This is a genomic window from Sphingomonas sp. GW822-FHT03G08, from assembly GCF_058801135.1.
Genome location: NZ_JBXAMZ010000001.1, coordinates 3,670,884 through 3,683,604 on the forward strand (window position 1 = coordinate 3,670,884; position 12,721 = coordinate 3,683,604).

The following is a 12,721-nucleotide window of genomic DNA, read 5'->3' on the forward strand; positions in this document are numbered from 1 at the left end:
TTTGTTTCTGGCCGGCAGCTTTCGGGCAAAAGCGGCGCGGGTTCAAGCGGGAGGCGGCGCGGTCCGTACCCCCGGACCGCGCCACCGCGGGCATCATCCCGCCTTCTTCTTGTTCTTGGCGTCTTCCTCGGCCTTCTTGGCCTTGGCCTCGGCATCCGCGATCACCTTGAGCGCGGCCTCCTTGCCGTCCTTGTCGAGCGCTTCCAGCACCTTCAGGGAGACATTCTCGCCGCTCTGGTGCGGGCCATAGGCGATCTTCTCGAACGCGATCTTGGCGCCGGGGATGTTGCCCTGCTCGAGCAGCACCTTGCCCACCTCGAAGCGCAGCCCGTCGTCGAACGGTGCATAGGTATAGGCGCCGACCAGCCCGTCCTGCGCCATCTTGGGCACCGGCTGCCCTGCCGCCTCGTAGCTCTGGTAGAAGAGCACCAGCGGCTGCGGATAGGTGGGGTCGAGCTTGTTGGCCTTGATGAACCAGCCGCGGATCGCCTTCCAGCGCGCCGCATCGGTCACCTTGGCGTCCTTGGCGATCGCCTGCTGGGCCATGCCCTTGTAGAGCAGCGCATGGATCGAGTTCGGATCGGCCGCGAGCGCGCGATCCGCTGCTGCTTCCGCCGCGACATAATTCTTCGCGTCGAACTCGGCTTCGGCCAGTTCGTTCTGCGCGCCCGGGTCGTTGGCATAGGGGGCCGCCGCCTGGCGTGCCCATTCGACCACCATCTTGGCGCGCTCCTCGTTGACGCCGCGGGTGGAATAGATCCGCGCCTTCATCGTCGCGGCCTCGCCCGCGCTCAGCCTGCGCATCGTGACTTCGCCCACCTGGACCTTGCCGGCCGGCACCGCGATGGTCGGCAGCGCGCCGCGTGCGCCATAGGCGTTGAGCTTGGCGTCGAGCTGGCCCAGGCTGCCGAACGCCTTGTTCGCCTCCTCCACCGACTTGCCCTCGTTGAGCGCCTGGATATAGGCGCCCAGTTCCTTGGCATGGCCGCCGAGGACGGAATAATGGGTGAGCAGCCAGCCGCGCCCATAGAGCGTCTGGGTGTCCATCTCCTTGTCCTTGGGATCGAGCTTGAGCAGCCGCTCGGCCGGCATCTGCGCAGTGCGGCTGATGCCATAGGCGCGATATTCGGGCGCCTTGCCGATCACCAGCGTATCGTCACCCCCGCGGTAGAAGGCGGTGCCGACGAACTCGGCGAAGCCCTCGACGAACCATTTCGGGAAGACCACGCTCGGCCAGCTCGAGAACATGAAGCTGTGGCCATATTCGTGCTGCAGGATCGTCTGCGCGTTCAGCGAATTGCCGCCATCGTCCCTCGGCACGAATGCCACCGGCCCGGTGGCACGCGCATCGAAGAAGCCGGCCGGACCGCTGCCGCCGTACAGGCGCTGGATCTCGCCGACATTGGCGACGACGAACACGTGCACCCGCATCATCGGGCTCAGCGGCTTGTCCGGCGTGCCGGTCAGAAAGCGAAGCGTCTGGTCGAACCGCTCCAGCTTCTCGGTATAGGCTTTGAGCTTCTCCGGGTTTTCTTCCGAATAGACGACGAAATGCTTCGAGCTCGCCTCATACCAATCGGCATGCGCGAGCGATGGTGCCAGCAGAAGCGTGGCAGTGATGAACAGGCGTTTGAACATGATCTTGTCCCCCAACAACTCGGAAGCTTAGGAATGACTTGGCGGCTCGGCAAGGCGGCACGATCCGTCGTTCGTGCCGGTCTTCCTCAGGGGGCATTCGCCCAATTGTCGGCCGTCATTTCCCGCTCTTTTCGTCCGCCGGTTTCTCCAGCATCTCGATTGCACCCTCGATGTCGCCCGCATCGATCTTCGCGATCAGGGCAGTGGCGATCTTCGCCGTAGCGCGGCCATGCGGGTCATAGGCGAGGGGGGCGAGCAAGGTCCGCGCCGCTTTGCCATTGCGCTCCTGAAGGTACATCGCAGCGGTGTCGAAGCGCAGGCCCTTGTCATAGGGTGCGAGCTGGAAGGCCGTCGCGAGTCCGTCCTTCGCGATCTCCGGCGGCGCGGCGCCCTGTTCGGCGAAGCTGCGGTAATAGAGCCAGAGCGGGAGCGGATCGCGCGGATCGAGGCGATTGGCGGAGGACAGAAGGCTGCGCACGCCGTTCCAGGTTTCCGGGCGGGTATCGCCGGCCTTGCGGGCAGCGACCATTCGCGCGGTCGCCTTGAAAGTCAGCGCGCGCAGCAGCTTCGGGTCGGCCGCCAGCGCCCTGTCCGCCGCGGCCACGGCGCCGGCATAGTCGCTTGCGTCGAGCGCGGCGCCGGCCAGCACCAGCTGCGCATCGGCATCGTTGGGCCAGGGCGCGGCGGCGCGCCGGGCATCGGCATAGATGTCGGCAGCGTTCGCGGCAGTCACGGCCACCCGGGAACGGATCCGCACGTCCATGATCGCGGAGGCGCCGGCGGGAAGCTTGCGCACCGCCACCGGACCGATCGCCAGCCGATCACCCGGGATGGTCGAGATCGGCAGGTGCCGTTTCTTGTAGACGTCCAGCTCACCATCGAGCCGCTTCAGGTCGCCGAACGCAGCCCTGGCCGCCTCGAGCGACGGCTTGCCGCTCTTGAGTGCGGCGATATAGGCGCCGAGCTGGGTGCTGCGCTGCTGCGCGCCGATCCGCAGATAATGGGTGAGCAGCCAGGCGCGCCCGTAGAAAGCGCTCATCTCCTCCTCGCTCAGCGACCTGGCGTCGGCGGTGAGCAGCTTCTCGATCGGCATGGTCTCGCCCAGGATCGCGATGCCGCGATAGAGCGGTGGCTCGCCGAGCGTCACCGATCCGTCCTTGCCGAAACGGGCAGTGGCGTTGAACTCGGCAAAGCCCTCGATCAGCCACCCTGGATAGGCCGTGTCCGGATCGAGGCTCCACATCAGATGATGCCCATATTCATGGAGCAGCACCTGCATCGGCTTGAGCGCCAGGTCGCCGCTTCCGGCGCGTTCCTGGGTGACGACCGCGAAGGATCCGCTGGCCCGGGCGCTGAAGAAGCCGGCAAGCCCGGACCGGGAGAGTTTCTCCACCGTCGCCACGTCATCGACCATGAACACGGTGACGCGGCTGGCCCGGGCGATCTCCGTATCCTTCTGGCCCACCATCAGCCGGATCGCGCGATCCAGCCGTTCCAGTCGCGTGGCGAAGGCCTCCAGCCTGTCGGGATTGCCCTCGGCATAAACGACGAAATGCGGTGTGCTCGCCTCATACCAGTCGGCTCGCGCGACCGCGGGCATGGCAAGCAGCACTAGCGCGAGAAGCACACGCAACATGATGGAAATCCCCCCGATTCCATCGCGATGCTAACCGGCGGGGCAGGCGCCCGATAGCGGAAAACCGACCGATTCAGACGAAACTATAGGGATCCACATCCACCGCCACGCGCACCTTCTGGCTCCAGCTCAGGCTGCCCAGCCAGTCGCGCAGCACCTGCTGCACGTCGAAGCTGCGCCGGGCATGGACGAGCAGCCGGTAGCGGTGGCGCCCGCGCAGCATCGCCAGCGGGGCGGGAGCGGGGCCATAGACGTGCATGTCCTCGCCGATCTCGGGCGCCGTACGGCCGATCATCCGGGCGGTCTCCTCGGCGGCCGCGCGATCCTCCGAGCTGACGATGATCGCGGCGTAGCGGCCGAAGGGCGGGGCATCGGCGTCTCGCCGCGCTTCGGTCTCCGCCGCATAGAAGCTCTCGGCATCCCCCGATACCAAAGCCTGCATTACCGGCGCGTCGGGTGCGTGGGTCTGGATATAGACGGTGCCCGGCTTCTCGCCGCGCCCGGCGCGGCCGGCCACCTGCATGATCTGCTGGAAGGTGCGTTCGGAGGCGCGCAGGTCACCGCCGTCGAGGCCCAGATCGGCGTCGATCACGCCGACCAGGGTGAGGTTGGGGAAGTGATAGCCCTTGGTGACCAGCTGGGTGCCGACGACGATGTCGATCGCGCCATGCTCCATACGGGCAACGAACTCGGCGGCCTTGGCCGGCGACCACAGCGTGTCCGAGGTGACGATCGCGGTGCGCGCCTCCGGCCACAGCGCCGCCACTTCGTCGGCGATCCGCTCGACGCCCGGGCCGCAGGCGACGAGCGTGTCCTCGCTCTTGCACTCCGGGCAGATCTCGGGTGCGGGGATGGTGTGGCCGCAGTGATGGCAGGACAGGCGCCGCAGCAGCCGGTGCTCGACCATCCACGCCGTGCAGTTCGGGCATTGGAAGCGGTGGCCGCAATGCCGGCACAAGGTCAGCGGCGCATAGCCGCGCCGGTTGAGGAACAGCAGCGACTGCTCGCCTTTGGCCAGCGTCTCGTCGATCGCCTTGACCAGCGGCGGTGCGATCCAGCGGCCGCGCTCGGGCGGTTCCTGGATCAGGTCGATGGGGACGATCTCGGGCATCTCCGCCAGCCCGTAGCGGCCGGGCAGCTTCAATTCCTCATAGCGGCCGAGCTCGACCTGGTGCCGCGTCTCGATCGCCGGGGTGGCGGAGGCGAGGATCACCGGGCATTCCTCGAACCGGCCGCGCATCACCGCCACGTCGCGCGCGTGGTAATGGACCCCGTCCTCCTGCTTGAAGCTGGTCTCGTGCGCTTCGTCGACCACGATCAGGCCCAGGTTCGGATAGGGCAGGAACAGCGCCGAGCGCGCGCCCACCGTCACCATCGCCTCGCCGCTCGCGATCGCCCGCCAGGCGCGGCGGCGCTGCGAGGTGCGCAGGCCCGAATGCCAGGCGACCGGATCGCAGCCGAAGCGCTTCTCGAAGCGGGTGAGGAACGGCTCGGTCAGTGCGATCTCGGGCAGCAGCACCAGCGTCTGCTTGCCGGCGGCGATCGCGGCGGCGACCGCTTCGAAATAGACTTCGGTCTTGCCCGATCCGGTCACCCCGTCGAGCAGGAACGGCTGGAAGCTCTCCGCGCCCACCGCCTGGCGCAGGATCGATGCGGCATCGGCCTGGAGCGGATTGAGCTCGGGCGGCGCGAAGCTCGGGTCCGGCATCGGATAGGGCGTGTCGGTGTCCACGACGACTGACTCGATCGCTCCGACCTTCACAAGGCCCCGGATCACCGCGTCGGACACATCGGCGACCAGCGCCAATTCCTTGACCAGCCCCTGGCGCTCGCCGATCCGCTCCAGCGCCTGCGCGCGCTGCGGGGTCAGCCGGTCCGGAATCTCGCCCGTCGCGCGATATTCGGTGATCGTCGGCGCGCTTTCGAAGGCTGCGGAGGTGCGCAGCGCCATCGCCAGCACGGCCGAGGGCGGGCTCAGATAATAGTCCGCGGTCCACTCGACGAGCCGGCGCACCGGCGCGGGGATCGGCGGCGCGTCGGCCACGGCCATGATGTTGCGCAGCCGGTTGTCGCCGATCTCCTCGGTCGGCAGCCGCTCGGCTTCCCAGACCACGCCGGCATATTGGCGGGGTCCGATCGGCACGACGACGATCGACCCCGGCGCGACCTGCATGCCGGCAGGCACGCGATAGTCGAGGGGGCCAAGCGCGGGATGGAGGACGAGAACGCGGGCGCGCGACATGCGGCCCCTCATATGGGGTTTTGCGCGCGAAACGGAATCCCCGTATCGCGTTCTTGCTCGTTCCTCTTTTCGTCATCCCCGCGCAGGCGGGGATCCAGAGCCAGGGGCGACAGGGTTCGTGATCCTGGATTCCCGCCTTCGCGGGAATGACGGACAAATTTGGTTGGAAGGATTTCCGATGTTGCTCGCCGCTGTCCTGCTGCTGCTCCAGACCGCGCCCGCGCCTGCCGCCCAGACCACGGCGTGCAAGGCGACCGATGCCAGCCTGCCCACCGCGCTGCTCGGCTGGGTGAAACCGGGCGACGAATTCGCCCCCGGCAAGGCCGTCGAGCTCGACACGATCGACGCGGCGGCGCTCAAGGGGCTGCCGGCCGGCACCAAGCCGGGCAAGGCGGCGATGATCGGGTTCAAGGTCGAGACCGCCGGCGTCTATGGCGTCGCGCTCGACCAGGGCGGCTGGATCGACGTGCTGCCGGGCACCGAGGGCGGCGCGGCGCTCACTTCGGTGAAGCATGGCCATGGCCCCGAATGCTCGACGATCCGCAAGATCGTCCGATTCGATCTCAAGCCGGGCCTCTACCGGCTCTACGTCTCCGGCCTGTCGGGCGCCAAGGTGAAGGCGATGCTGGTCGCGGGCGAGTAGAAGTCTTGCCGTCCCGCCCTGTTACCCTGGGTTCCGGCTTTCGCCGGGGAACAATTTGGGGGCAGGGCGACTAGGGCCGCAGCGTCATCCCGAAGGTGATGGCGTGGTCCATCTGGTCGCGCGCGCCGTTGCGGCCGAAGCGATACTGGTTGAGATAGCCCGTCTCCAGCCGCAGCTGGCGACCGATCGGCACGCCGATGCCGATGGTGTGGCGCACGCGCTCGATCCCGCGGCGCTGGCCCCAGCGCGTGTCGTTGAAGTTGAGATAGGTCTCCTGCGTCGCGAACAGGCCCAGCCCGCCGCGGGTCAGCGGCGTGTTGAAGCGCAATTGCCCGCGCACGCGGTGGCCGATGCCGGGTCCGGAACTGTTGAAACGCTGTTCCACGCGGATGCGGGTGGCGAAGCCGGCGCCGAGCGGGATGATGATGTGCTGGCGGGTGCGTTCCTCGTTCGGCAGCACCCGGCCGTCGTTGAAATCCTCGACATGGCGATAGCCGATTCCGAGCTCGACCTTGCCGATCTTCCAGGCGAACAGGCCGCCGATCTCGGTGTGTGCCAGCCCTTTGGCGCGATCGCCGAAGCGGACGATGCTCTCGACCGTCGCTTCCTCATGCTCGCCCACCCGCACGATCCCGCTTGCCTGCAGCCACAGCTGGTCGTCGGTCCGCTGCGCGAGCACGGGCGTGGCGGCGAACAACGGGAGTAAGGCAAGAAGCAAGCGCATCGCGCCTAAACGCATCGTCTTCATTTCGGTGCAAGCTTTTGTTGCTGGCGGTGGAACATTCATGGAACATTCCGCCGATCAGCAAGGGGGATGACAATGATTCTCACGGCACTCGCCCTGGCCGCGGCGATCCAGGGCCGCTGTACTGCGCTCGATACCCGGCTTCCGCGTCCGCTCGCAGGCTGGACCCGCGACGGCAAGGGGCTCGACACGCGGCATGCGGTGACGCTTCCCGTGCGGAACGGCAGGCTGGAGACGCGCATCACCATCCGCAAGGCGGGGCTGGTCGGTATCGCGATCGATCGCGAAGGCTGGATCGATGCCTTCCCGGCGACTGGCAGGCGGCCGTTGCGCATGACGTCGGAGCGCCGGGGCCCGCTCTGCTCGACGATCCACAAGATCCTCACCTACCGGATGCGTCCGGGCACCTATCGCGTCACGGTGAATCGGCTTAAGGGCGGTCGCGCAAAGCTCATGCTCACGCACGACTGACAAGGATTGCTCATGAAGTTCTTCGCCGACACTGCCGATACCGCAGACATCCGCGACCTGGCCGATACGGGCCTGCTCGACGGCGTCACCACCAATCCCTCGCTGATCCACAAGGCCGGCCGCGACTTCCTCGAAGTCGTCAAGGAGATCTGCGAGATCGTGCCGGGCATGCCGGTCTCGGCGGAAGTCGTCGCGCTGGATTTCGAGGGCATGATGCGCGAGGCGGAGATCGTCCGTAAGGTCGCCGACAATGTCGCGGTCAAGGTGCCGCTGACCATCGACGGCCTCAAGGCGTGCAAGGCGCTCACCAGCGACGGCACGATGGTCAACGTCACGCTCTGCTTCTCGGCCAACCAGGCGCTGCTCGCGGCCAAGGCCGGCGCAACCTTCATCTCGCCCTTCGTCGGCCGGCATGACGATATCGGCTATCCGGGCATGGACCTGATCGCCGACATCCGCACCATTTACGACAATTACGCCTTCGACACCGAGATCCTGGTCGCGTCGGTACGCAACCCGATCCATGTGCTCGAGGCCGCCAAGATCGGCGCCGACGTGATGACCGCACCGCCGGCGGTGATCCGCCAGCTGGTCAAGCACCCGCTGACCGACGCCGGCATCGCGTCGTTCATGGCCGACTGGGCCAAGACCGGCCAGAAGATCGGCTGACCTTCTAACTCCTTCTCCCCTTGTGGGAGAAGGAAGGGGCCCGCTCGCGCAGCGAGTGGGAAGGATGAGGGGGCTTGAGTCTCACTCCCCCTCACCCTTCCGCCGACTGCGTCGGCTCCCTCCCTCTCCCACAAGGGGAGAGGGAGATGTATGCTCCCCCCGTGACCGAACCCGCCCTCCCGCTCCTCTACGCGCAGCATCTCGCCCGCGACCGGCGGCGCTCGGCGCATACGGTGCGGGCTTACGGCGCCACGGCCGAGCGGCTGGTCGCCTTTCTCCAGAAGCATTGGGGTGGCCCGGTCACCCGCGAAGCGCTCGGCAAGGCGAGCGCCGCCGATCTGCGCGCCTATCTCGCGCATCGCCGCGAGGACGGGCTCACCAATGCGTCCGCCGCGCGCGAGCTTTCCGCCGTGCGTGGCTTCCTCAAATTCGCTGTCGGAGAGGATGCCGAGCTGCCGCGCCTCAAGGGGCCGCGCGTCAAGAAGGGCGTTCCTCGCCCGATCGCCCCGCACGAAGCGGTCGCACTGGCCGAAACCGTATCCGAGGAAGCGCGCGAACCCTGGCTTGCCGCGCGCGACTGGGCGGTGCTGCTGCTCCTCTACGGCGCCGGCCTGCGCATCGGTGAGGCCGTGGGCCTCACCGGCGCGGTCCTCCCGCTCGGCGCGACGATGGCGGTCACTGGCAAGCGCGACAAGACGCGGATCGTGCCGCTGCTCCCCCAGGTCCGCGACGCGATCGAGGTGTATGCGAGGCAATGCCCCTATGGCGTATCGCGCGACGCGCCGCTGTTCCGCGGGGCCAAGGGCGGGCCGATGCCGCCGGGGGTGATCCGCAAGTCGGTCCGGGCGGCCCGCACCGCGCTCGGCCTGTCGGACCGCACCACGCCGCATGCGCTGCGCCACAGCTTCGCGACGCACCTGCTCGGCCGCGGCGCCGATCTGCGCGCGCTGCAGGAGCTGCTCGGCCATGCCAGCCTGAGCTCGACGCAGATCTACACCGCGGTCGATGCCGCGCACCTGCTGGATGTGTACCGAAACGCGCACCCCCGCGCCTGATCTCCATCAGGTACAGCCGCGCCGTAACCTGCTACGATGGCGTAATGACCGATCCCTATCTCGCCGATATCGCCGATATCCAGCGCATCCCCGAAGTCGAGGCGATCCTCGCCGAGCTGTGCGAGTGCACGGGCATGGGCTTCGCAGCGGTGGCGCGGGTGACGTCGGACCGCTGGATTGCCTGCCAGGTGCTCGACAAGATCGAATTCGGCCTCAATCCCGGCGACGAGCTGGTGGTCAAGACGACGATCTGCGATGAGATCCGCGACAGCGGCCAGGGTGTCTTCATCAACGATGTCGATGCCGACCCCGCCTGGCGCACGCATCACACGCCGGCGCTCTATGGCCTGAAAAGCTATATCTCCTGGCCGATCGTGCGCGCCGACGGCAGTTTCTTCGGTACGCTCTGCGCCATCGATCCGGCCTCGCGCAGCGGCCTCGCCGCGCTGGTCCCGCAGATGGAAATCTATGCCGCGCTGATCGCCGCGGAGCTCGATCGGCTCAGCCTCGCGGCTTCCAGGTGAACACCCGCCACAGATAGAGCACCGCCACCGCCGCGATCGCCGCGATCGAGACCGGGGCGATCCAATGGTCGACCGTCTCGAAATTGGTGCCCAGCCAATAGCCCACGCCGACCAGGATCGTGTTCCAGATCGCGCTGCCGATCGTCGTGTAGACCAGGAAGCGGCCGAGCGGCATGTGCATCAGCCCGGCCGGGATGGAGATCACCGTGCGCCCGATCGGCATGAAGCGGAACACCAGCACGGTGATCCCGCCCCAGCGATCGAAGAAGTGGCGCAGCTTCTCGATGTCTTCCCATTCCAGCGTCAGCCAGCGGCCCCAGCGGCGCACCAGCGGCTCGAGCCGCTTGTAGCCGAAGCGCCGCCCGATCTCCCACCAGAACAGGTTGCCGATGGCGCAGCCCGCCGTGCCGGTGAGCACCAGCAGCGCGAAGTCCATCTTGCCCTGGCCGGCGGCGATGCCGGCAACGCTCATGATCAGTTCGGAAGGGACGGGGGGAATGACGTTTTCCAGCACCATCAGCAGGAAAACGCCCAGATACCCCCAATCGAGCCAGTCGATCATCGCGTCAGCGGCGCTCCGCCACGCGGCGTTCGATCGCCTGCCAGATCACCGCGCCGGTATCGCTGCCGTTGAACTTGTCGATCGCGACGATGCCGGTGGGGGAGGTGACGTTGATCTCGGTCAGCCACTCGCCGCCGATCACGTCGATGCCCACGAACAACAGGCCGCGCTTCTTCAGCTCCGGCCCTAGCACCGCGCAGATCTCTTCCTCGCGCGCCGTCAGTTCGGTCTTCGCGGCACTTCCGCCCACCGCCAGGTTCGAGCGGATCTCGCCCTCGCCGGGGATGCGGTTGATCGCGCCGGCCACGTCGCCGTCGACCAGCACGATGCGCTTGTCGCCCGCCGCCACCGAGGGAAGGAACGCCTGCACCATGTGCGGCTCGCGATAGGCGGTGTTGAACACTTCGATCAGCGAGGAGAGGTTGGCGCCGTCGCTGCCCACCTTGAAGATCGCCTTGCCGCCATTGCCGTGCAGCGGCTTGATGACGATCTCGCCATGCACCGCGAGAAAGGCGCGCGCTTCCTCCAGGCTGCGCGTCACCAGCGTCGGCGGCATGAACTGCGGATAGTCGAGGACGAAGATCTTCTCCGGCGCGTTGCGCACACTGGCCGGGTCATTGACCACCAGCGTCTTGTCCGAGATCCGCTCGAGCAGATGCGTCGCGGTGATATAGCCCAGGTCGAAGGGCGGATCCTGGCGCATCAGCACCACATCGGCTTCCTCGCCCAGGTCGAGCTGCACCGGCTCGCCGAACTCGAAATGATTGCCCGCCACCCGCTGCACCGTCACCGGATGCGCCTTCGCCCAGACGCGCCCGGCCGAATAGTTCAGGTCCTCGGCGGCATAGTGGAACAGCTTGTGCCCGCGCGCCTGCGCCGAGAGCATCAGCGCGAACGTCGAATCTCCGGCGATGTTGATCGCGTCGAGCGGGTCCATCTGCACGGCGACGTTGAGCGACATTGGGCCTCCTTGGTGAAAACGCTTTAGGTGACTTATCTGGATAAGTCACCCCATCCAGGCGTTTTCGATATGGCGAGGCAGGGTGCGCGGAGCAATGAGGATTACGTCGACCCGGATGTCGTCCCCCGGACCGGCATAGCGGGGCATCAGATACTCGGCCGCGGCCGCGACCCTGGCGAGCCGGCGCTCGTCGATCGCGAAATCCAGGTCGGCGGCGGTGGCGCGGGTCTTGACCTCGACAAAGGCGACAAGGTTGCCGCGCCGCACAATCAGGTCGACTTCGCCGGCCGGGGTGCGGACCCGCGAATCGAGGATTTTCCAGCCCTTGAGCCATAGCCACCAGGCCGCCCGGCGCTCGCCTTCGCGGCCACGCGTTTCCGCAGCGCGGCGATCCGTTGTCCTGCGGCCCCTCACGACTCGCAGCTGTGGATAACTTTGGTTACCATAGCCAGACCGAGTCGCACCGAACCGGGTTTATCGGTGCTTCCGGGGGGTCGCATCTGATGGAATCGAACGAACGCTATTATCGGCGTCGCGCCGCTCAGGAACTCGCCGCCGCCAAGCGGGCGATGACCGAGGCCGCGGCCCTTCGCCGTCGCCAGCTTGCCGAGACCTATCTCAGGCGCCTTGCCGAGCTTACCGGCGCGGACGAACTGCGCATGCTCGAGCAGGAATTCGCCTGAGGGCTTCGCGCTCGCGCGCCCTGACCGCTTCCCCGGCCAGTGCCGGGGAGTCGATTCGCTATCCCTTCATCTCCATCGCCCGCGCGTAGAGCGCCTTGCGATCGAGCCCCAGCTTCTTCGCGACTTCGCCCGCCGCCTTGCTCGCCGGCAGCCGGGTCAGCGCCTCGGCCAGCGCGGCGTCAGCGTCATCGGCCGTAGCCGGGGCAGGGGCGCCCGGCGGGGCGACCACCACCACGATCTCGCCCTTGGGCGGTGCCTCGGCATAGCGCTCGGCCAGCTGGGTGAGCGAGCCGGTCACGCATTCCTCGAACTTCTTGGTGATCTCGCGCGCCACCGCCGCTTCGCGGTCGCCCAGGCCCTCGGCCAGCGCGGCCAGGCAGGCGGAGAGCCGCGGCCCCGATTCGTAGAGCACCAGGGTGGCACGCACCCCCGCGATCTCGGCGATCGATTCGGCGCGCGCCTGCTGCTTCGAGGGCAGGAACCCCAGGAACAGGAAGCGATCGGTCGGCAGCCCCGCCAGGGTCAGCGCCGCGATCGCCGCGCAGGGCCCGGGAATCGTCGTTACCGTGTGGCCCGCCTCGCGCGCGTCGCGCACCAGCTTGAAGCCGGGATCGGAGATCAGCGGCGTGCCCGCGTCGGAGACCAAGGCGATCGCCTCGGTCGCCATCCGCGCCACCAGCCCGGGGCGCACCGCATCGGCATTATGGTCATGATAGGGGAGCATTTTCCCCTTCTGGCCAAGGTGCCGAAACAGTCCCGCTGTCACACGGCTGTCCTCAACGGCAACCAGATCGGCGTTCAGGAGTATTTCCGAAGCGCGCGGGGAGAGGTCGCCGAGATTGCCGATCGGCGTGGCGACGATATAGAGGCCGGGCGTAAGAAGAGCGTTCAT

Annotated in this window: 14 protein-coding genes; 6 read left to right on the plus strand and 8 right to left on the minus strand. The window is 67.4% G+C overall.

The genetic code is table 11. The features are described from left to right. Positions 1-93: 93 nt before the first annotated feature. The 3 genes from AC1RJ5_RS17250 to AC1RJ5_RS17260 all read right to left on the minus strand — a co-directional run bounded on the left by AC1RJ5_RS17250 (position 94) and on the right by AC1RJ5_RS17260 (position 5,516). Positions 94-1,638 carry a hypothetical protein gene (locus AC1RJ5_RS17250; protein WP_269572886.1) on the minus strand — a complete coding sequence of 515 codons (1,545 nt, stop codon included), beginning with the start codon at positions 1,636-1,638 and terminating at the stop codon, positions 94-96. 115 nt (positions 1,639-1,753) lie between these two features. Further along, positions 1,754-3,274 (minus strand): hypothetical protein, encoded by a 1,521-nt coding sequence (locus tag AC1RJ5_RS17255; RefSeq protein WP_493114572.1) that lies wholly within the window; start codon positions 3,272-3,274, stop codon positions 1,754-1,756. A 73-nt stretch (positions 3,275-3,347) separates the two neighbouring features. After that, positions 3,348-5,516, minus strand: a complete 2,169-nt coding sequence (locus AC1RJ5_RS17260; protein ID WP_269572884.1) for a primosomal protein N' — start codon at positions 5,514-5,516, stop codon at positions 3,348-3,350. Positions 5,517-5,694: 178 nt separating this feature from the next. Here AC1RJ5_RS17260 and AC1RJ5_RS17265 point away from each other — a divergent pair, with 178 nt between their 5' ends. After that, entirely contained in the window at positions 5,695-6,159 is a 465-nt protein-coding gene (locus AC1RJ5_RS17265) for a hypothetical protein (protein WP_493114574.1), read from the plus strand. A gap of 70 nt (positions 6,160-6,229) precedes the next feature. Here the strand turns inward: AC1RJ5_RS17265 and AC1RJ5_RS17270 are convergent, their stop codons facing one another. Next, positions 6,230-6,877: a DUF2490 domain-containing protein gene (locus tag AC1RJ5_RS17270; protein WP_269572882.1), complete on the minus strand. Its 648-nt coding sequence runs from the start codon at positions 6,875-6,877 to the stop codon at positions 6,230-6,232. A 102-nt stretch (positions 6,878-6,979) separates the two neighbouring features. Between AC1RJ5_RS17270 and AC1RJ5_RS17275 the strand changes: the two genes are divergently transcribed. The 4 genes from AC1RJ5_RS17275 to AC1RJ5_RS17290 all read left to right on the plus strand — a co-directional run bounded on the left by AC1RJ5_RS17275 (position 6,980) and on the right by AC1RJ5_RS17290 (position 9,623). Next, positions 6,980-7,375 (plus strand): hypothetical protein, encoded by a 396-nt coding sequence (locus AC1RJ5_RS17275; protein ID WP_493114576.1) that lies wholly within the window; start codon positions 6,980-6,982, stop codon positions 7,373-7,375. A 12-nt stretch (positions 7,376-7,387) separates the two neighbouring features. Beyond that, the gene (gene fsa, locus AC1RJ5_RS17280; RefSeq protein ID WP_116840059.1) at positions 7,388-8,044 is read left to right on the plus strand and encodes a fructose-6-phosphate aldolase; all 657 of its coding nucleotides are present in this window, start codon (positions 7,388-7,390) and stop codon (positions 8,042-8,044) included. A gap of 146 nt (positions 8,045-8,190) precedes the next feature. After that, positions 8,191-9,099: a tyrosine recombinase XerC gene (locus AC1RJ5_RS17285; RefSeq protein ID WP_493114579.1), complete on the plus strand. Its 909-nt coding sequence runs from the start codon at positions 8,191-8,193 to the stop codon at positions 9,097-9,099. 44 nt (positions 9,100-9,143) lie between these two features. Beyond that, positions 9,144-9,623 (plus strand): GAF domain-containing protein, encoded by a 480-nt coding sequence (locus tag AC1RJ5_RS17290; RefSeq protein ID WP_269572879.1) that lies wholly within the window; start codon positions 9,144-9,146, stop codon positions 9,621-9,623. Here AC1RJ5_RS17290 and AC1RJ5_RS17295 read toward each other — a convergent pair. From AC1RJ5_RS17295 to AC1RJ5_RS17305, 3 genes are read right to left on the minus strand one after another with little or no spacing between them, the layout of a single operon-like run. Further along, positions 9,601-10,185 carry a DedA family protein gene (locus AC1RJ5_RS17295; RefSeq protein WP_269572878.1) on the minus strand — a complete coding sequence of 195 codons (585 nt, stop codon included), beginning with the start codon at positions 10,183-10,185 and terminating at the stop codon, positions 9,601-9,603. The genes AC1RJ5_RS17290 and AC1RJ5_RS17295 overlap by 23 nt on opposite strands. A 4-nt stretch (positions 10,186-10,189) precedes the next feature. Next, positions 10,190-11,146: a glutathione synthase gene (gene gshB, locus AC1RJ5_RS17300; RefSeq protein ID WP_269572877.1), complete on the minus strand. Its 957-nt coding sequence runs from the start codon at positions 11,144-11,146 to the stop codon at positions 10,190-10,192. Positions 11,147-11,191: 45 nt separating this feature from the next. Further along, on the minus strand, positions 11,192-11,560 hold the full coding sequence (locus AC1RJ5_RS17305) for a YraN family protein (protein WP_342251448.1): 369 nt from the start codon (positions 11,558-11,560) through the stop codon (positions 11,192-11,194). 89 nt (positions 11,561-11,649) lie between these two features. On the opposite strand from AC1RJ5_RS17305, the gene AC1RJ5_RS17310 reads away from it, so the two are divergent. Next, positions 11,650-11,829: a hypothetical protein gene (locus AC1RJ5_RS17310; protein ID WP_184164748.1), complete on the plus strand. Its 180-nt coding sequence runs from the start codon at positions 11,650-11,652 to the stop codon at positions 11,827-11,829. 58 nt (positions 11,830-11,887) lie between these two features. Here the strand turns inward: AC1RJ5_RS17310 and rsmI are convergent, their stop codons facing one another. Next, complete coding sequence (rsmI, locus tag AC1RJ5_RS17315; protein WP_269572875.1) at positions 11,888-12,721, minus strand: 16S rRNA (cytidine(1402)-2'-O)-methyltransferase; 834 nt, start codon at positions 12,719-12,721, stop codon at positions 11,888-11,890.